The sequence below is a fragment of the Curtobacterium sp. 320 genome, from assembly GCF_031455235.1.
Taxonomy (GTDB): Bacteria; Actinomycetota; Actinomycetes; order Actinomycetales; family Microbacteriaceae; genus Curtobacterium.
In genome coordinates this window covers 207,375-223,106 of sequence record NZ_JAVDSI010000007.1, presented here as the reverse complement: position 1 = coordinate 223,106, position 15,732 = coordinate 207,375, and the positions used below count along the sequence as shown (strand labels likewise).

Here is a 15,732-nt window from a genome sequence, read left to right as displayed (position 1 = left end):
GACGGGCCCGGGTCGGGTCGACGCCCCCCCGCGGGCCCCGGGGGGGGGGGGGGGGGGGGCCCGGGGCCACCGCGCCTCCCGTCCGTTCCTGGGTCGCGTCTACGCGGCGAGGTGCGCCTGCAGGAACCAGCGGTCCTTGGTCAGGCCGCGCTCGATCTCGATGACGACGTCCTGGCTGTTGAGGTCGACCTCGTCGAGGCCCTCGACGGCGCGGCGGACCTGCAGCAGCGCGGCGTCGATCTCGGCGATGACCTCGGTGATGGTCACGTCGGAGTTCTGGAACCCCTCGGACAGCGGCGGGATCGTGGTGTTCGCGGCGACCGTGGCGATGCGGGAGTCGACCGGGAGGCCCAGGGCGACGATTCGTTCCGCGGCGAGGTCGGCCCACTCCTGGGCGTGCTCGACGATGGTGTCGAGGAGCTCGTGGACGCCGACGAAGTTGCGGCCACGGACGTGCCAGTGCGCCTGCTTGCCGTTGACGACGAGCGCCTCGAGGTCGATCACGACGGGGGCGAGGAACTGCGCCACCCCAGCGGCGAGCTCCGGCGTCGTCGAGAACGGGGACGTGGTGGGCGTGGTGCTGGTGGTGTTGGTCATGTCGTTTCCTCCTGCCTCGTGGTCCCACCCGAGTGGGGCGGATCCGATGGTGACAACAGTGCCCGCTTCTCTTGTATGCCGCAAGGAAGCGAAGGCTGACCTCACCCGGTCAGCCGACGAGGGTGTCGAAGCCGGCGTCGGCCAGTTCGATCTGCACGACGGAGCGGGCGCGCTCGACCCAGGGGCTGTCGGCGCAGCCGATCCAGACGCTCGTGCGCGGTTCGTAGTCGGCGACGCACCACTCGGCCGCCCACCCGGCGACGGCGTGCGCGAGGGCCTCGCCGTGGTCGGCGAAGACGAGGGGTGACACCGCTGACGTCCGGGCGCTCCGGAGCAGCCACGTCACCGTGACGCGCGGGGGCGCCGGGAGCGTGCGGACCTGCTCGGCGAGGGCTGCCTCGACGAAGACCTGACCGTAGGCGTTCTCGGGCAGGTCCTCGAGCATGCGGGTCATCTCGGGGAGGTCGTCGACACTGCCGGCGATGAGGATGCGTTCGCTGGGCTGTCGCCGGGTCCGTGCCATGCGACAACGGTAAGGCAAGCCTTACCTCATCACAAGGGCCTCGCGGCGGTTCCCCCGAGACGCGCAGGTGCCACACCGAGTTCGTGGGCGAGGAAGGTCCACATCCAGGACAGGGCGACCGTGTTGGTCAGGTCCGGCACCCCCTGCGCGATCTGCGTCGCCACCCCGTCGCTGTACGCCGCGAGCTTGAGCGCCACGACCTCGGGCGACTCCGCGGGCGTGAACACCCCCGCCTCGACGCCCCGACGGACGACGCGGACCAGGCAGGCCTCCCACACGCGGATGCGCTCGGCGTACTCCGCCGCGACCTCGGGCCGGCGCACCACCGCCGTCCAGTAGTCCGACCAGATCCGCCAGTGCTGCCGCACCTGCTCGGTGTCCCCGAACAGCGGTTCCACGAGCATGCGGATGCCGGCGACGGGGTCCGGCTCCGCGTCGACGGCGGCGACGATCGCCCCGTAGAAGCGCTCCGTCTCGAGCACGACGACCTCGTTCAGGATCTCCGCGACGCTGCCGAAGTGGTACGTGACGGTCCCGACCGAGACGTCCGCCTCGGCGGCGATGTCCCGCAGGCCCGTCGCGCCGACGCCGTTCCGGACGATCACGGCGCGTGCCGCCTCGACGATCATCGCCCGCCGGACTTCGGGACGCTGCCGGACCCGTGTCTGCTCCGGCCCGCTCACGCCGAGGTCCTCGGCACCTCGTCGACGAACGTGTGCTCGGCGACGAGCACCTCGGCGACGTCGGGGCCACCGTCCCGGGCCCAGGCCCGCACGGTGTTCCGGACGTGGAAGGCGTCGGCGTCCGCGGTGACCTCGGAGGCGGTCTCGAGCCGTGCGGCCCACTCCGGCTTCGCCAGGCCGATCGACCAGCGGGACGTCGCGCTGGCACTGGTCGGGTCGTCGGACCGGATTCGGTAGGTCTCGCGGGCGTCCTCGCTGAAGACGAGCCCGTCCGGGTACACGCGTCCGCCGCCGTACCCGGGGTCGACGTCGAGCGTCCACTCCCCCGACTCGACGTCGTGCGTGACGGTGCGCTGCGGCAGGACCTCGGTCGGCGCGACCCGTTCGATCGCGAGCGGCTCGGAGCGCTCCGGCTGCTCGAACCGCACGCCGTCGTCGGTGGCGCGTGTCCACACCGGGAGCTCGACGTGCGAGCCGGCGGGGTCGATCGTGACGGTCGGTGCGACGCCGTGCGGCCAGACCCACGGCCAGTACGACGTCGACACGGCGATCCGGAGCCGGTGTCCCGCGACGAACCGGTGACCGGTCGACACGAGCCGGACCGGCAGTGATGCCGCGGCGCCGGGTTCGAGCGGGTCGTCCCGGTCCATCCCGTCGCGCTTCGCGGCGTTCAGCACACCCCGGGTGACGAGGGTCGACGACCCGTCCGGCGCGACGTCGCACAGGCGCACGGTCACGGTGGCCCGGGGTTGATCGCTCGTCACGGCGAGGTGGACGAGGACGGTGCCGAGCACGTCGACCGGCTCGTCGAGCGGCAGGTCGAAGCAGACCGAGCGGCCGTCCTCGGCGCGCTGGTCCGGCGGCAGGTCGGTGGCGTTGCCGAACGGGAAGAAGCGTCCGGCGTCGGCACCGGTGTGCTGCGGCGAGCGGACGACGACCGCGCCGTCCGCGCCGCCGCGGAACCCGGCGAGGGGAACCGTGCGGGACACGGTGGCGGACGACGGCCAGGCCTCGGCACCGACCCACCGGCCGCGGCGCGTCTCGTAGTACGTCGCCGGCGGCTCGCCCTCGTTGATCCAGGCCCGGAGCGCGGGCTCCCGCTCGATGCCGGTGTCGACCCCGCGCAGCCAGCGGTCCCACCACCGCAGGGTCTCCTGCAGGAAGCCGATCGACGGCCCGGGCGCGAGCCCCCGGTCGGGGTACTGGTGCGACCACGGTCCGACGATCCCCTTGACCGGGGCGTCCACGTTGGCCACGAGCCGGAGCACGGCGTCGCGGTACGGGTCGGCCCAGCCGCCGACCGCGAGGACCGCGGCGCCGATCTTCCCGTAGTCCTCCGCAGCGCTGCCGTGCCGCCAGTAGTCGTCGCGCTCCTGGTGGGACAGCCACACGGGCGTCATCGGGCGGTTCGCATCGAGCCGGTCACGCCACTGGTCGACCCAGCCGGAGCCGACCACCTCGGGCCGCGGCGGCCGCGAGTTGAACGCGAACATCGTCGCACCCCACGCCGCCATGTCGATCCCGAGCACCGCACCGCCGACGTAGTGCACGTCGTTGTCGTACCGGTCGTCGGTCGAGCACACCGTCACGATCGCCTTGAGGGCCTCCGGTGCCCGGGCCGCGAGCTGCAGCGCGTTGAACCCACCCCACGAGATGCCGAACATCCCGACGGCACCCGTCGACCACTCCTGTGCGGCGAGCCAGGCGATCACGGCCTCGCCGTCGCGGAGTTCCTGCTCGCTGTACTCGTCGTCGAAGAACCCGTCCGACGAGCCGGTCCCGCGGATGTCCACCCGCACCGAGGCGTACCCGTGCTGCGCGTACCAGGGGTGCCGCTCGGAGTCCCGCGGCGCGGTCCAGTCGTCGAGCCGGTAGGGCAGGTACTCGAGCAGCACCGGCACGGGGCCGTCGGGTGCCGCCGGGGACCAGATCCTCGTGTGCAACCGGACGCCGTCGGGCATCGGGATCCACTCGTCGCGGACGGTCACGCCGTCGGGCAGGGCCGGGTCCACCCCGAGTGCGGTGAAGCCGGTCATGCGTCCTCCCAGTTCCGGGTCAGGTGTCCGTCGCCGCGGTCGGTCCACCCCGGAGCCTCGCGCCACCGCGGCACGCCGTCGCCGACGTCGGGCAGCTCGGTGCTGCCGGGTTCGAGCGTCGCTGCGAGGAGCGTCGCCGTGTACGGGTGGTTCGGGCCGCCGAACACGGCCTCGGTCGGGCCGATCTCGACGATGCGCCCGCCGGTCATCACGGCGACGCGATCGGCCACGCCCCGTACCACCGCGAGGTCGTGGCTGATGAACAGGCAACTCAGCCCGCGCTCGCGCTGCAGGTCGGCGAGCAGCGCGAGGATCCCCGCCTGCACCTGCACGTCGAGCGCGGTCGTGATCTCGTCGGCGATGACCAGGCGCGGCTCGGCGGCGAGGGCCCGGGCGATCCCGACGCGCTGCCGCTGCCCGCCGGAGAGCTGCGCCGGCAGCCGGTCAGCGAACTCCGGCCCGAGCCCGACCTGGGAGAGCAGTTCCCCGACCCGCTCGCGCGACGAGGAACCGGTGAACAGCTTCAGCGGCCGCGCGATGGCTGCCCCGACGGTTCGGCGGGGGTTCAGCGAGGTGTCGGCGTTCTGGAACACGAGCTGCACCGCACGACGGAGGTCCGGGGACCGTCCGGCGATCGGCTCGCGCAGGTCCCCGCTCACGGTCCCGTCGTCGAACGAGAACGTGCCCGACTCGGCCGGGACCAGGCCGGCCAGGGCCGTCGCGAGCGTCGACTTGCCGCTGCCGGACTCCCCCACGACGGCGAGCGTCTCGCGCGGCGCGATCGTGAACGAGACGCCGTCGACGGCGGCCGGCAGGCCGCGTCCGTAGCGGATCACCAGGTCCTCGGCGGTCACCACGGGACGGACGAGCGGTTCTGGGCCCACGCCGCCGGTTCCGGCGCGACGCGTCAGCGGCGGGCCGGCCGTGCCGGTGGGGAGATCAACGGTCCGGCCGGCCCTGGAGGCGACCGCCGACGAGACGGTCGCCGTCTCGGGCACGTGGTCCGTTCCTCCTGGCCGGCGGCCGTCCGGCACCGCGGCCAGCAGGGCACGCGTGTACTCGTGCTGCGGGGCGGCGAAGAGCGCCGCCGTCTCGGCGTGCTCGACGACCTCGCCGTCGCGCATCACGGCGATCTCGTCGGCCATCGCGGACACGACGCCGAGGTCGTGGCTGACGAGCAGGACGGCCATGCCGAGCTCGCGGCCGAGGTCGGCGACGAGGTCGAGCACGGCGGCCTGCGTGACCACGTCGAGGGCGGTGGTGGGTTCGTCGAGGACGAGCACGCGGGGGCGCGCGGCCACGGCCATCGCGATCGCGACGCGCTGCTGCTGCCCGCCGGAGAGCTGGTGCGGGTACCGGCGGACGATCGTCTCCGGCGACGGCAGCCGCACGAGCCGGACGAGCTCGAGCACACGCTCGGGGCCGTCGGGTTCGCCGTGAGCGCGGAGGGCCTCGCGGATCTGCTCGCCGACGCGCATCGACGGCGTGAGTGTCTGTCCGGCGTTCTGCGCGACCACCGACGCGGTGCCGCCACGGAGCGCCCGTCGGCCGGCCGGCGAGAGGGCGAAGACGTCCTCGCCGTCGACGTGCACCGTGCCGTGCTCGATGCGCGACCCGGTCCGCAGGTGCGCGAGCAGGGTGCGGGCGACGGTGGACTTGCCGCTGCCGGACTCGCCGACGAGCCCGAGGGTCCGGCCCGCCTCGATGGCGAACGAGACGCCGCGGACGACCGGCACGGAGCGCTTGCCGGCGGCGTACGAGATCGCGAGGCGGTCGACCTGGACGATGCTCACGCGCTGACTCCCTTCGTCGCGCGGTCGACACCGAGCGACTTGCTCAGCCCGTCGGCCGCGAGGTTGAGGCCGACCACCAGGGTCGCGAGCGCCACGATGGGCGCGAGCGTGCCGAGGGGCACGACCGTGAGGGCGGTCCGGTTCTCCTGGACCATGAGCCCCCAGTCCGGTGTCGGCGGGTTCGCGCCGAAGCCGAGGAACGACAGCGACGCCACGAGCAGCACGATCCAGGAGGCGCGCATCGCGTACTCGACGAGGACCACGTCGAGGACGTTCGGCAGGATCTCGCGGAACACGATGGACAGGGAGCGTTCGCCCCGGGCGCGCGCGGCCGTGACGTAGTCCTGCGTGATCACCGTCCGCGCCGCGCCACGCACCACCCGGGTCACGGCGGGCGCGTAGACGATCGTCACGGCGAGGACGATCACCCAGAGCCCGGCGTCGAACACGGTGACGACGACGAGGAGCGCGAGGATCGACGGCACGCTGAGCAGGGCGTCCACGATCCGCATGACGACCTCGTCAAACCAGTTGTCGGCGTACGCGGTGACGCAGCCGAGGACGGTGCCGACCGCCACGGCGATCGTCGTCGCGAGGAAGGTCACGAGCAGGGCGTAGCGGCCGCCGTTGAGCGTCCGGGACAGGATGTCGCGGCCGTACTGGTCGGTGCCGAGCCAGTGCGTCCACGTCGGGCCGGCGAGCACGTCGGCGGAGTTCGTCGCCACCGGGTCGTGGCCGGCGATGACCGGGGCGAGGACGGCGAGCACGAGGTGCAGCGCGATCAGGCCGAGGCCGATGGCCAGCGCGGTGGAGCTGCGCAGGGGGGCGACGGCTGCGCCGATGACGTTCCGGGAACGCGGGGCGATGGCGGTCATGCTGCTGCCTTCCGGGTGGGGCGTGCGCCGGCGCGGCTCCGGGTGCGCGCCCGTCGCTGTCGGGTGCGGAGCTTCGGGTCGAGTGCCAGCGCGACGAGGTCGGCCGCGAGGTTGCACACGACGTAGACGAGGGCGCTGAGGAGCGCGATCGCCTCGATCGTCGGCAGGTCGCGGTTGAAGACGGACTCGAGCATGAGCTTGCCCATGCCCGGGTAGTTGAAGACGTTCTCGACGACGACCACGCCGCCGAGCAGCCAGGCCACGTTGAGCGCCACGACGTTGAGCGTCGGCAGGAGCGCGCTCGGGACCGCGTGCTTCCAGACGACCCGGCGCATCGTCAGGCCCTTCAGCTCCGCGGTGGTCACGAACTCGGACGCCATCACGTCGATCGTCGAGGAACGGGCGGTCCGGACGATGTACGCGGCCATCGCCAGGGTCAGCACGATGATCGGCAGCCAGATCGTCGGCAGGAGCTCGCCGACCGTGGCGTCGCTGCCGCGCAGGACGACAGCGGGGAAGAGCGGCAGCCCGATCGCGAAGAGCAGCACGAGCACGGTGGCGACCATGAACTCCGGCACGCTCATCACGACGAGGCTGACGATCGAGATCACCCGGTCGGACGCACGGCCGCGGCGGACCCCGGCGATGACGCCGAGCGCGAGGGACAGTGTGACGCCCACGACCATCGCGGGGACGGCGATGAGCATGCTGTTGCGGAACGCCGTGAACAGCGTCGGGGCGACCGGCTCCCCGCTGACGAGCGAGGTGCCGAAGTCGCCGTGCACCGCTCCGGCGAGCCACTGCAGGTACCGGAGCCAGACGTTCTGGTCGAGGCCGAGCGACTCCCGGAGCTGCTTGACGGCGTCGGGTGTGGCGTTCTGCCCGAGCAGCTGCTGCGCGACGTCGCCCGGCAGCGCCTGCACGGCGAGGAACACGAACAGCGAGGCGAGCACCACCGTGAGCACGGCGATGCCGAGCCGACGGAGGACGGGGACGAGGACGTCCGACGGCTTGTTCGTGGTCGTCGTCATCGTCGCAGTCCGATCCGGAGGTAGTCGAACTCGAAGCCGTACTCCGAGTAGTTCACGACGTCGCGGGACAGCCCGACCAGGCGGTCGCCGAACATCGGGGTCATGTCCGCGCCGTCCTCGACCACGAGGCGCTGGGCGTCCTGGTACAGGGTCAGGCGCTTCGCGTCGTCCATCTCGGCGCGGGCGTCGTCGAGCAGCCCGTCGAACCGCTCGTTCGACCACGCGCTCTCGTTGTACGACGAGCCGGACCGGAAGATCTGGTTGAGCAGCTGGTCGATCGGACGGCCGGTGAACCAGTAGCTCACCATGAGCGGCTTCTGCATCCAGATCTGCGTGTAGTACGAGTCCGAGCTGGCGTTCTTCACCGTCAGGCGGATGCCCGCGTCCGCGACGGCGTCGCGGTAGGCGACGGCCATCGGGGTGAACACCGACTCGTAGCTCGACGTGTAGATCGACGCCCGGAGATCCGACCGACCGGCGGCCTTGAGCAGCGCCTTCGCCTTGTCGGGGTCGTACTCGCGGTGGTCGTCCACGAAGGCGGCGAGCTGCGGCGGCACGGGGTTGTCCCAGCCCGGCGACCCGGTGCCCTGCAGGGCGGTGTCGACGATCGTGCGCGGGTCGTAGGCGAGCTTCATCGCCTGGCGGACCCGTGGGTCGCGGAACTCCTCGGAGGTGGCGAGCATCGGGATCGTGTACCACTGCGCGTTCTTCGAGCGGGCGATGGTCGCCCGATCGGAGGCGGCGACGACCCGGGCCGTCGCGAAGTCGAGGTTCGTCTGCGAGATGAGGTCGATCTGCCCCGCGAGCAGGGCGTTCACCCGGGCGGTGGTGTCCTGGATCGAGTAGAAGTCGATGCCGTCCAACGCGGGGCGGCCGGCGAAGTGGTCGTCGAACGCCTCGACGCTGCCGGCACCCGCCGGAGCGAAGGACGACAGGCGGAACGGTCCGGTGCCGATGCCCGTCCGGCCGATGTCGGCGATCGCCCCGGCCGGCACGATGTAGCACTGGTACGCGGTGAGCAGCGACGGGAACTCCGCGTTCGGCTTCGTGAGGGCGAACCGCAGCGTGTACGGGTCGACGGCCGTCATCGAGCGGGCGTCCATCACCTCGCCGAGCACTCCGGCCTGCGGGCTGCCGGTCTTCTCGTCGAGGATGTGCCGGATGCTCGCGATCGCGTCGTCGGCGGAGAAGCGCGACCCGTCGTGGAAGCGCACGCCCCGGCGGAGGCGGAAGGTCCACTCGGTGCCGTCCTGGTTCGCCGACCACTCCTCGGCGAGGTCGGGCACGGTCCGGCCCTGCTGGTCGAGCTTGACGAGCCGGTTGTAGAGCGCGCCGAGGTACTCGTAGGCGGACAGGGAGCTCGCGGAGTCGAGGGTCTCGGCGGCCGACGCGGCGGGTCGGGCGATCCGGAGTCGACCGCCGCTCCGGGCGGCGCCGGTGGCGGCGGCCTCGGGAAGGTCGGTGGTGCCGGCCGAGGCGCCGGAGCTGCACCCGGTGAGCGTCAGCAGGCCGAGGCCGGCGAGTCCGGCGGCGCCGGTGAGGAGCGCACGACGGCTCGGGCCGCGGGCGTTCCGGGGTTCGGGGACGATGGGCTGCATTCGGGGTGACCCCTCCTGGTAATCGTTCCGGTGAACGATAGAGGGCGGATCGTCCCCGGCCAAGCCCGACGCGACGGACGCCGGTCGCCCTCACGGGGCCCCGATCCGCACGGTGACCGCGATCGAGCGGTCTCCCGCAGCCGCACCAGAGGCACGGGAACGTTTACCAACCCGTTACACGAGCGCCTGCGCGAGGCGGGATGATCGACCAGAGCGGCGCCCGCGTGGTCGCCGGACACGCGACCGAGGAGCACCGATGGCGACGTTCACCCGAGGCTTCGGCGGTCGCCGTGACGACCGCGACGACCCGCGCATCCCACCGGGCCAGACACTCGTCCGCGACTGGCCCGTGCTGTCGGCCGGCGCCACCCCCGAGATCGAACCGTCCGACTGGAGCTTCTCGATCCGCACCGAGTCCGGCCTGCACAGCTGGACCTGGGACGAGGTGCAGGCGCTCGGCGTCGAGGACGTCACCGTCGACATCCACTGCGTGACGCACTGGACGAAGCTCGACATGCCGTGGCGCGGTGTCCCGCTCGACCGGCTGTTCGCCGACGTCGAGACCTCGCTGGACTACTGCATGGTGCACAGCTTCGGCGGGTACACGACGAACGTGCCGCTCGACGAGCTCCTCGACGGGCAGGCGTGGATCGCGTTCGAGGCCGACGGCGAACCGCTCACCCCCGAGCACGGCGGTCCCGCACGCCTGCTGGTCCCCCACCTGTACTTCTGGAAGAGCGCGAAGTGGGTGCGCGGCATCGTCATGCAGTCCGACGACGAACCCGGCTTCTGGGAGAACGCGGGTTACAACCTGCACGGCGACCCGTGGAAGGAAGAGCGGTACTGGTGAGCGCGGTGGAGGGCCTGGAGGAACGGATCACCCCACCGACGTCGGCTGCCCTCCGGCGGCGGCCGGCCTGGCACGCCGCGACGGTCGCCGCCGTCTCCCCCGAGACGCCGAACGCCAGGCGGATCGTCCTGGACGTCCCGACGTGGCCGGGCAACGACCCGGGCCAGCACCTCGACCTGCGCCTCACCGCCGAGGACGGCTACCAGGCATCACGCTCCTACTCGATCGCCTCGTCCGGCGCGACGACCTCGGTCGTGCTCGCGGTCGACCGGGTCGAGGACGGCGAGGTCTCACCCTTCCTGGTGGACGCCGTCGAGGTCGGGGACGCACTCGAGGTGCACGGACCGCTCGGTGGGTGGTTCGTCTGGCGCCCGGACGTGTCGGAGCGGCCGGTGCAGCTCATCGCCGGCGGCTCGGGGATCGTCCCGCTCGCTGCCGTCGCCGGCGCGCACGCCGACGCCGGTGACGCCGCACCGTTCCGGCTCCTCTACGCCGTGCGCACGCCGGAGGACGTGTTCTTCCGCACCGAGCTCGCCCGTGCCGAGGCCGCCGGGGTCGACACCACCGTCGTGTACAGCCGCCGGGCCCCGGACGGTGCCGCGGCCCCGGCCGGCCGACTCACCCGGGACGCCCTGGCCGCAGCGGTGTTCCCGCCGGACGCCGGCGCCCTCGTCTACGTCTGCGGGTCGACGCCGTTCGTCGAACAGGTGCTGACGTGGCTCGGCGAGCTCGGGCACGACACGACCGACGTCCGCGCCGAGCGGTTCGGAGGCAGCGCATGACCGTGCTCGACGGCAACGCGTTGGCCGGGGTGCTCATCGGGTTCCTCGGCTCGGACCCCACGGTGGCCGCGCTCCGGTGCTCGGGGTGCAGGACGGTCGGGGCGCTGGCGGGCACCCGGGTGCACGCCAGCCCGATGGGCTTCGTCGCGCGGTGCCCGCACTGCGACGACGTGCTCGTCACGGTCGTCGACGCTCCGGGCGGACCGTGGGTCGGCATCCCTGGTGCACGGGTCGCGCTCGACGCCGACTGAGGACGCCCATCCGGGCGGAGCATGAGCGACACGCCGAGCACGTGCGAGGTGATGCGGGATCCGTGCGGGAAACCGCACGGTCCGGGATCCGACCCATCCGGACGGGGCGCCGCTCCGGATCACCGGATGGGCGCCGACCGGACCACCCATCCGCCGGCGCTCGAGTGGGCACGGTGGCCCGCGCGTCCGAGGGGCGCGGGCACCCGAAGCCTGCGCCCCACGGACCGGATCGGGCCACCAGCCCGGACGACGAAGGCCCCGGTCGAGTGACCGGGGCCTTCGCAGTTCCGAGCGGATGACGAGATTCGAACTCGCGACCCTCACCTTGGCAAGGTGATGCGCTACCACTGCGCCACATCCGCGTACACGAGAACACTACCAGGCCGAGGGAGTTCGATCACACCATGAGCTACGTGCACGACAACCCCGGCGGTACCCAGGCCCACGGTGTGGACCTCGTCGACGGCGACGAACCAGCGGCGCGGATCCTCGTGCACGGCGACCTGCCGACGACGATCGAGCACGAGGGTCGGACCTGGTTGTCCTCCGGCGAGAGCCACGACGACGGTGACGACCAGGCGCCCCCGATCGCGATCTACCGGCCGGTCCAGCAGCCCTGACCCTCCTGGCTGGGAGCGTGCGGGCACGCGAACCTCGGGCAGCTCGAACGCGGCCTCGCCACCGCCGTCGCGACGATCGTCGACACCGTCAGTCGCGCCTCGCTGGCCGAGAAGGAGCTCGCGCGGGACGCCGCACGGGCCGACTTCGACGACCGGACGGCCCGGGCGCAGGACGTGACGCGGGCAGCGGAACGCATCCGCTTCGTCCCGGAGGCAGCGCAGGTGCACTAGGGTCTCGGAAAACGGACAATGCATCGACGGCCGGATGGACCGTGCGACGGATCGCACGACGGCGGACGACCGAGAACGGTGTCACAGATGGATCACTTCGCTGCAGCAGCGGCCGCCATGCAGGCCGCGCCGGAGGGCACCGACCTGTGCCCGCCCTTCCTCGCCACCCTCCCCGTGACGAGCGTCGGGATCTCGACGCTCGGCGACCCGTTGGGTTCGGTGACGGTGTGCGCGAGTGACGCGATGGCGGAGCGTGTGGACGAGATCCAACTCGACCTCGGCGAGGGGCCGTGCTGGCAGGCACTCGAGACCCGGCGTCCGGTCCTCGAGGCCGACCTCACCGCCACGACGACCACGAGCTGGCCCGTCGCGCTCGAGGAACTCCTCCGTGCCGGGGTCGGTGCGCTCTTCTCCTTCCCGATGCGCATCGGCACGATCCCCGTCGGCGCCGTCGACCTCACGGTCGGCGAGGAACGGACACTGACCCGCGGGCAGGTCCAGGGGGCGATCGAGCTGAGCACGGTCGCCGCGCGGCGTGTCCTCCGGGACGCCCTGCTCGCCGCTGCCGCCGACGGGCGCGCGGACATGGAACCCGGACGATACTCGAGGCGGGAGGTGCACCAGGCCACCGGCATGGTCGCAGCCCAGCTCGGCGTCAGCGTCCAGGACGCCCTGCTCGTCTTGCAGGCCCACGCGTACGCCACCGAACGCACCGTCCGCGACGTCGCCGCGGACATCATCGAACGCCGACTCGACCTCGCCCGGCCGTACGGTTCCGAGACCTAGGGAGCACGCACCATGGCACCGACCCGCGAGCACCGACTCGTCGACACCTTCGTCGCGCTGACCGACATCCTCGTGGACGACTACGACGTGGTCGAACTCCTGCAGAACCTCGTCGACAGCGTCGTCGACATCTTCGACGCGTCCGCCGCCGGCATCCTGCTCGTCAACCAGTCGCAGGAGCTCGAGGTCCTCGCGTCCACGAGCGACCGGTCGAGCTTCCTCGGACTCCTGCAGCTCGACGCCGGCGAAGGCCCCTGCGTGGAGTGCTTCGCCACCGGGCGCCCGGTGTCGGTGCGCGACCACGCCGAGATGGAACGCCGGTGGCCGACGTTCGCCGCGGCCTCGGCCGAGTCCGGCTACGCCTCGGTCCACGCCATCCCGATGCGCCTCCGCGACACCACGCTCGGGTCGCTCAACCTGTTCCGCGAGAGCGAGGGCGCCCTGAACCGCGACGACGCCCTCGCCGCCCAGGCGCTCACGGACGTGGCCACGATCAGCATCCTGCAGCAGCGGTCGCTCGAACACGCCAACCTGGCGCAGCAGCAGCTCCAGCGCGCGCTCGACAGCCGGATCGTCATCGAGCAGGCGAAGGGCTTCCTCGCCCAGACCCACCAGATCGACATGGACCAGGCCTTCGCGAAGCTGCGCACCCACGCGCGGTCCAACCAGGAGCTGCTCGCCGACGTCGCGCGCGCGGTCGTGGAGCGGCGACTCGTCATCCCCTGAGCCGCGCAGGTCGCTCCGCGTAGCGTGCAGGGCACCACGTAGCCCCGGTCCCCGGTTACAGCGTCACCGCTGCACCCAGGAGGACACCATGGTCGACGACACGACCGCACCGGTCGGCTACCGGAAGACCACACCGCGCGACGGCCGGCCCGACACGACGTCGACCTACACCGCGCTGCTCGCCCAGGTCCGCACCGCCGGACTCCTCGGTCGTCGGACCGGCTGGTACTGGGGGCTCGTCGCCGTCCTCACGGCGCTGCTCGTCGCCACGGGCACCGCGTTCGCCGTGCTCGGCGGCTCGTGGTGGCAGCTCGTCGTCGCGGGGGTGCTCGGACTGCTCTTCACCCAGTTCGCGTTCCTCTCGCACGAGGCGGCACACCGGCAGGTCTTCGCCAGTCACGACTGGAACGACCGTGCGGCACGGTACGTCGGCACGTTCCTGACCGGCATCAGCTACGCCTGGTGGATGAACAAGCACACCCGGCACCACGCGAACCCGAACACGGTCGGCAAGGACCCGGACATCTCGTTCGACGCGATCTCGTTCCGGGCGGAGGACGCGCGGAGCCGCAGCGGGTTCCTGCACGTCCTGGTCCGGGTGCAGGGGTGGGCGTTCTTCCCGATGCTCCTCGTCGAGGGCGCGAACCTGCACTGGCAGTCGATCCGCACCTACACGGGACGCGGCGCCGTCAAGCACCGCTGGGCCGAGGGCTCCGTCTTCGCCGGACGCTTCGTGCTCTACGTCGGCGCGGTCTTCTGGGTCCTGCCGATCGGCATCGCGTTCGCGTTCCTCGGCGTCCAGCTGGCGGTGTTCGGGTTCTGCATGGGGATCGCGTTCGCGCCGAACCACAAGGGCATGCCGATCATCGAGGCCGGACGCCGGGTCGACTTCCTCTCCCGCCAGGTGCTGACCTCCCGCGACATCAGCGGCGGGCGGTGGGTCGAGTTCTTCATGGGCGGGTTGAACCACCAGGTCGAACACCACCTCTTCCCGAGCATGGCCCGGCCGAACCTCCGTGCGGCGCGGGACCTCGTGCGCCGGTACTGCGAGGAGCAGGGGGTGCCGTACACCGAGACGACCCTCGTGCACTCCTACGTGATCGTCGTCCGGTACCTGAACGAGGTCGGCCTGGCGGCGAGCGATCCGTTCGCCTGCCCGGTGGTCGAGCGATTCCGGGCCCCGTGACCGTCGGCGGTCCCCGCTAGGGTCCGAGCGTGATCACACGCACCACCGGTCAGGGCCGCCCGCTCGTCGCCGTGCACGGCTTCGGCATCGACCATCGCATCCTGCTCCCCCTCGAGCACGCCGTCGCGGACGCGCCGTGGCGGTGGGTCCACCTCGACCTGCCGTGGGTGCGGGAGTCGCCGGGGTACGACCCATCGGCCTCGAGCGCGCAGGACGTCGCCGACGCCGTCCGTGCAGCGGTCCGTGCGCACCTGGGCGACGAGCCGTTCGCGATCGTCGGCAACTCGTTCGGCGGCATGGTCGCGCGCTCCGTCGCGCACGAGCTCCGCGGCCAGGTGCTCGGCCTCGCCACGATCGTCGGCGTCGTCGAACCGGACCACGCTCGCCGACGAGTGCCCCCGCGACAGGTCGTCCTCCCCGATCCGGTCGTGGTCGCCGCGGCCGAGCCCGGTGTCGCCCGCGACGACTTCGCCGCCCTCAGCGTCGTCCAGACCACCGCGACGCTCGAGGCGTACGAACGGTCCGTGCTCCCCGGACTGCGCGCCGCCGACCAGGCCGTGGTCGACCGGATCGCGTCCGACTACGCGCTGCGCACCGAACCCGAGGCGCTCCACCCCGATCCGTTCACGGCGCCGACACTGCACCTCTTCGGCCGTCAGGACGACGTGGTCGGGTACGAGGACGGCTGGGCGCTGCGCGACCACTACCCCCGCGCGACGTACGCCGTGCTCGACGCGGCGGGGCACAACGCCCACCTGGAACGTCCGGCGGTCGCGGCGGCGCTGTTCCGCGACTGGCTCGACCGGATGGCCTGAGCCGGGGCGTCCGCCGCCCAGGCGCCGAGGACTACCGTCGAGCCAGGTGACCCCAGCCCACGGCCGCCGGAACGATCCCATCGTCCAGCGACCGGAAGCACCATGACCTCCCTCTCCAGCACCGAGCACGCCGAGACCGACGACGTCCGCTGGGCGGCGGTCGATCCGCGGACCTGGGAGGCGCGGTGCGGCTCCGTCGTGATCGGCACGGTGGTCTTCGGGTCGCGGTACGTCGTGCGGCTGCGGGACGGCGACATGACCGGCTTCCACACCAGTCTCGAGAGCGCGAAGGCACAGCTCGAGGCGTGGGTCCGCTGGCAGTCGGGGCCTCCCGGCGAGCTCTGAGAGG

At 72.2% G+C, this 15,732-nt stretch carries 17 protein-coding genes and 1 tRNA gene; 9 read left to right on the top strand and 9 right to left on the bottom strand.

What is annotated here, in order from left to right; genetic code table 11:
- Window positions 1-99: 99 nt before the first annotated feature.
- The 8 genes from J2X60_RS11765 to J2X60_RS11730 all read right to left on the bottom strand — a co-directional run bounded on the left by J2X60_RS11765 (window position 100) and on the right by J2X60_RS11730 (window position 9,136).
- Window positions 100-597 carry a Dps family protein gene (locus J2X60_RS11765; protein WP_070418937.1) on the bottom strand — a complete coding sequence of 166 codons (498 nt, stop codon included), beginning with the start codon at window positions 595-597 and terminating at the stop codon, window positions 100-102.
- A 109-nt stretch (window positions 598-706) separates the two neighbouring features.
- Window positions 707-1,120 (bottom strand): SIP domain-containing protein, encoded by a 414-nt coding sequence (locus J2X60_RS11760; RefSeq protein WP_309887659.1) that lies wholly within the window; start codon window positions 1,118-1,120, stop codon window positions 707-709.
- A gap of 29 nt (window positions 1,121-1,149) precedes the next feature.
- Entirely contained in the window at window positions 1,150-1,803 is a 654-nt protein-coding gene (locus J2X60_RS11755; protein WP_309887657.1) for a TetR family transcriptional regulator C-terminal domain-containing protein, read from the bottom strand.
- On the bottom strand, window positions 1,800-3,839 hold the full coding sequence (locus tag J2X60_RS11750) for a CocE/NonD family hydrolase (RefSeq protein WP_309887654.1): 2,040 nt from the start codon (window positions 3,837-3,839) through the stop codon (window positions 1,800-1,802). Before J2X60_RS11750 ends, J2X60_RS11755 begins: the two co-directional genes overlap by 4 nt.
- The gene (locus J2X60_RS11745; protein WP_309887652.1) at window positions 3,836-5,632 is read right to left on the bottom strand and encodes an ABC transporter ATP-binding protein; all 1,797 of its coding nucleotides are present in this window, start codon (window positions 5,630-5,632) and stop codon (window positions 3,836-3,838) included. Before J2X60_RS11745 ends, J2X60_RS11750 begins: the two co-directional genes overlap by 4 nt.
- Entirely contained in the window at window positions 5,629-6,507 is an 879-nt protein-coding gene (locus J2X60_RS11740) for an ABC transporter permease (protein WP_071294646.1), read from the bottom strand. The genes J2X60_RS11745 and J2X60_RS11740 overlap by 4 nt, the downstream gene beginning before the upstream one ends.
- Window positions 6,504-7,538: an ABC transporter permease gene (locus J2X60_RS11735; protein WP_309887649.1), complete on the bottom strand. Its 1,035-nt coding sequence runs from the start codon at window positions 7,536-7,538 to the stop codon at window positions 6,504-6,506. The genes J2X60_RS11740 and J2X60_RS11735 overlap by 4 nt, the downstream gene beginning before the upstream one ends.
- On the bottom strand, window positions 7,535-9,136 hold the full coding sequence (locus J2X60_RS11730; RefSeq protein WP_309887647.1) for an ABC transporter substrate-binding protein: 1,602 nt from the start codon (window positions 9,134-9,136) through the stop codon (window positions 7,535-7,537). Before J2X60_RS11730 ends, J2X60_RS11735 begins: the two co-directional genes overlap by 4 nt.
- Window positions 9,137-9,392: 256 nt before the next feature.
- On the opposite strand from J2X60_RS11730, the gene J2X60_RS11725 reads away from it, so the two are divergent.
- From J2X60_RS11725 to J2X60_RS11715, 3 genes are read left to right on the top strand one after another with little or no spacing between them, the layout of a single operon-like run.
- Window positions 9,393-9,986: a molybdopterin-dependent oxidoreductase gene (locus J2X60_RS11725; RefSeq protein ID WP_070418930.1), complete on the top strand. Its 594-nt coding sequence runs from the start codon at window positions 9,393-9,395 to the stop codon at window positions 9,984-9,986.
- Window positions 9,983-10,768 carry an FAD-binding oxidoreductase gene (locus J2X60_RS11720; RefSeq protein ID WP_309887646.1) on the top strand — a complete coding sequence of 262 codons (786 nt, stop codon included), beginning with the start codon at window positions 9,983-9,985 and terminating at the stop codon, window positions 10,766-10,768. The genes J2X60_RS11725 and J2X60_RS11720 overlap by 4 nt, the downstream gene beginning before the upstream one ends.
- The gene (locus J2X60_RS11715) at window positions 10,765-11,019 is read left to right on the top strand and encodes a DUF6510 family protein (protein ID WP_071301606.1); all 255 of its coding nucleotides are present in this window, start codon (window positions 10,765-10,767) and stop codon (window positions 11,017-11,019) included. The genes J2X60_RS11720 and J2X60_RS11715 overlap by 4 nt, the downstream gene beginning before the upstream one ends.
- Before the next feature lie 290 nt (window positions 11,020-11,309).
- On the opposite strand, the gene J2X60_RS11710 is transcribed toward J2X60_RS11715, so the two are convergent.
- Window positions 11,310-11,381: transfer RNA gene (locus J2X60_RS11710), tRNA-Gly, on the bottom strand.
- 42 nt (window positions 11,382-11,423) lie between these two features.
- On the opposite strand from J2X60_RS11710, the gene J2X60_RS11705 reads away from it, so the two are divergent.
- The 6 genes from J2X60_RS11705 to J2X60_RS11680 all read left to right on the top strand — a co-directional run bounded on the left by J2X60_RS11705 (window position 11,424) and on the right by J2X60_RS11680 (window position 15,728).
- Window positions 11,424-11,639 (top strand): hypothetical protein, encoded by a 216-nt coding sequence (locus J2X60_RS11705; protein ID WP_309887645.1) that lies wholly within the window; start codon window positions 11,424-11,426, stop codon window positions 11,637-11,639.
- 318 nt (window positions 11,640-11,957) lie between these two features.
- A complete protein-coding gene (locus J2X60_RS11700; RefSeq protein WP_309887643.1) occupies window positions 11,958-12,656 on the top strand; it encodes a GAF and ANTAR domain-containing protein in 699 nt (232 codons plus the stop codon).
- A gap of 12 nt (window positions 12,657-12,668) precedes the next feature.
- Window positions 12,669-13,382 carry a GAF and ANTAR domain-containing protein gene (locus J2X60_RS11695; protein WP_309887641.1) on the top strand — a complete coding sequence of 238 codons (714 nt, stop codon included), beginning with the start codon at window positions 12,669-12,671 and terminating at the stop codon, window positions 13,380-13,382.
- Between the two features lie 88 nt (window positions 13,383-13,470).
- Window positions 13,471-14,568 (top strand): acyl-CoA desaturase, encoded by a 1,098-nt coding sequence (locus J2X60_RS11690; RefSeq protein ID WP_309887639.1) that lies wholly within the window; start codon window positions 13,471-13,473, stop codon window positions 14,566-14,568.
- Window positions 14,569-14,597: 29 nt separating this feature from the next.
- A complete protein-coding gene (locus J2X60_RS11685) occupies window positions 14,598-15,383 on the top strand; it encodes an alpha/beta hydrolase (protein WP_309887636.1) in 786 nt (261 codons plus the stop codon).
- A gap of 102 nt (window positions 15,384-15,485) precedes the next feature.
- Window positions 15,486-15,728, top strand: a complete 243-nt coding sequence (locus J2X60_RS11680; protein ID WP_071294635.1) for a hypothetical protein — start codon at window positions 15,486-15,488, stop codon at window positions 15,726-15,728.
- Window positions 15,729-15,732 lie beyond the last annotated feature (4 nt).

Bases quoted from the DNA above. Each gene is read 5' to 3' on its own strand.
- J2X60_RS11765 (WP_070418937.1), bottom strand. From the start codon at position 597: ATGACCAACACCACCAGCACCACGCCCACCACGTCCCCGTTCTCGACG.
- J2X60_RS11760 (WP_309887659.1), bottom strand. From the start codon at position 1,120: ATGGCACGGACCCGGCGACAGCCCAGCGAACGCATCCTCATCGCCGGC.
- J2X60_RS11750 (WP_309887654.1), bottom strand. From the start codon at position 3,839: ATGACCGGCTTCACCGCACTCGGGGTGGACCCGGCCCTGCCCGACGGC.
- J2X60_RS11740 (WP_071294646.1), bottom strand. From the start codon at position 6,507: ATGACCGCCATCGCCCCGCGTTCCCGGAACGTCATCGGCGCAGCCGTC.
- J2X60_RS11735 (WP_309887649.1), bottom strand. From the start codon at position 7,538: ATGACGACGACCACGAACAAGCCGTCGGACGTCCTCGTCCCCGTCCTC.
- J2X60_RS11730 (WP_309887647.1), bottom strand. From the start codon at position 9,136: ATGCAGCCCATCGTCCCCGAACCCCGGAACGCCCGCGGCCCGAGCCGT.
- J2X60_RS11725 (WP_070418930.1), top strand. From the start codon at position 9,393: ATGGCGACGTTCACCCGAGGCTTCGGCGGTCGCCGTGACGACCGCGAC.
- J2X60_RS11715 (WP_071301606.1), top strand. From the start codon at position 10,765: ATGACCGTGCTCGACGGCAACGCGTTGGCCGGGGTGCTCATCGGGTTC.
- J2X60_RS11705 (WP_309887645.1), top strand. From the start codon at position 11,424: ATGAGCTACGTGCACGACAACCCCGGCGGTACCCAGGCCCACGGTGTG.
- J2X60_RS11700 (WP_309887643.1), top strand. From the start codon at position 11,958: ATGGATCACTTCGCTGCAGCAGCGGCCGCCATGCAGGCCGCGCCGGAG.
- J2X60_RS11695 (WP_309887641.1), top strand. From the start codon at position 12,669: ATGGCACCGACCCGCGAGCACCGACTCGTCGACACCTTCGTCGCGCTG.
- J2X60_RS11690 (WP_309887639.1), top strand. From the start codon at position 13,471: ATGGTCGACGACACGACCGCACCGGTCGGCTACCGGAAGACCACACCG.
- J2X60_RS11680 (WP_071294635.1), top strand. From the start codon at position 15,486: ATGACCTCCCTCTCCAGCACCGAGCACGCCGAGACCGACGACGTCCGC.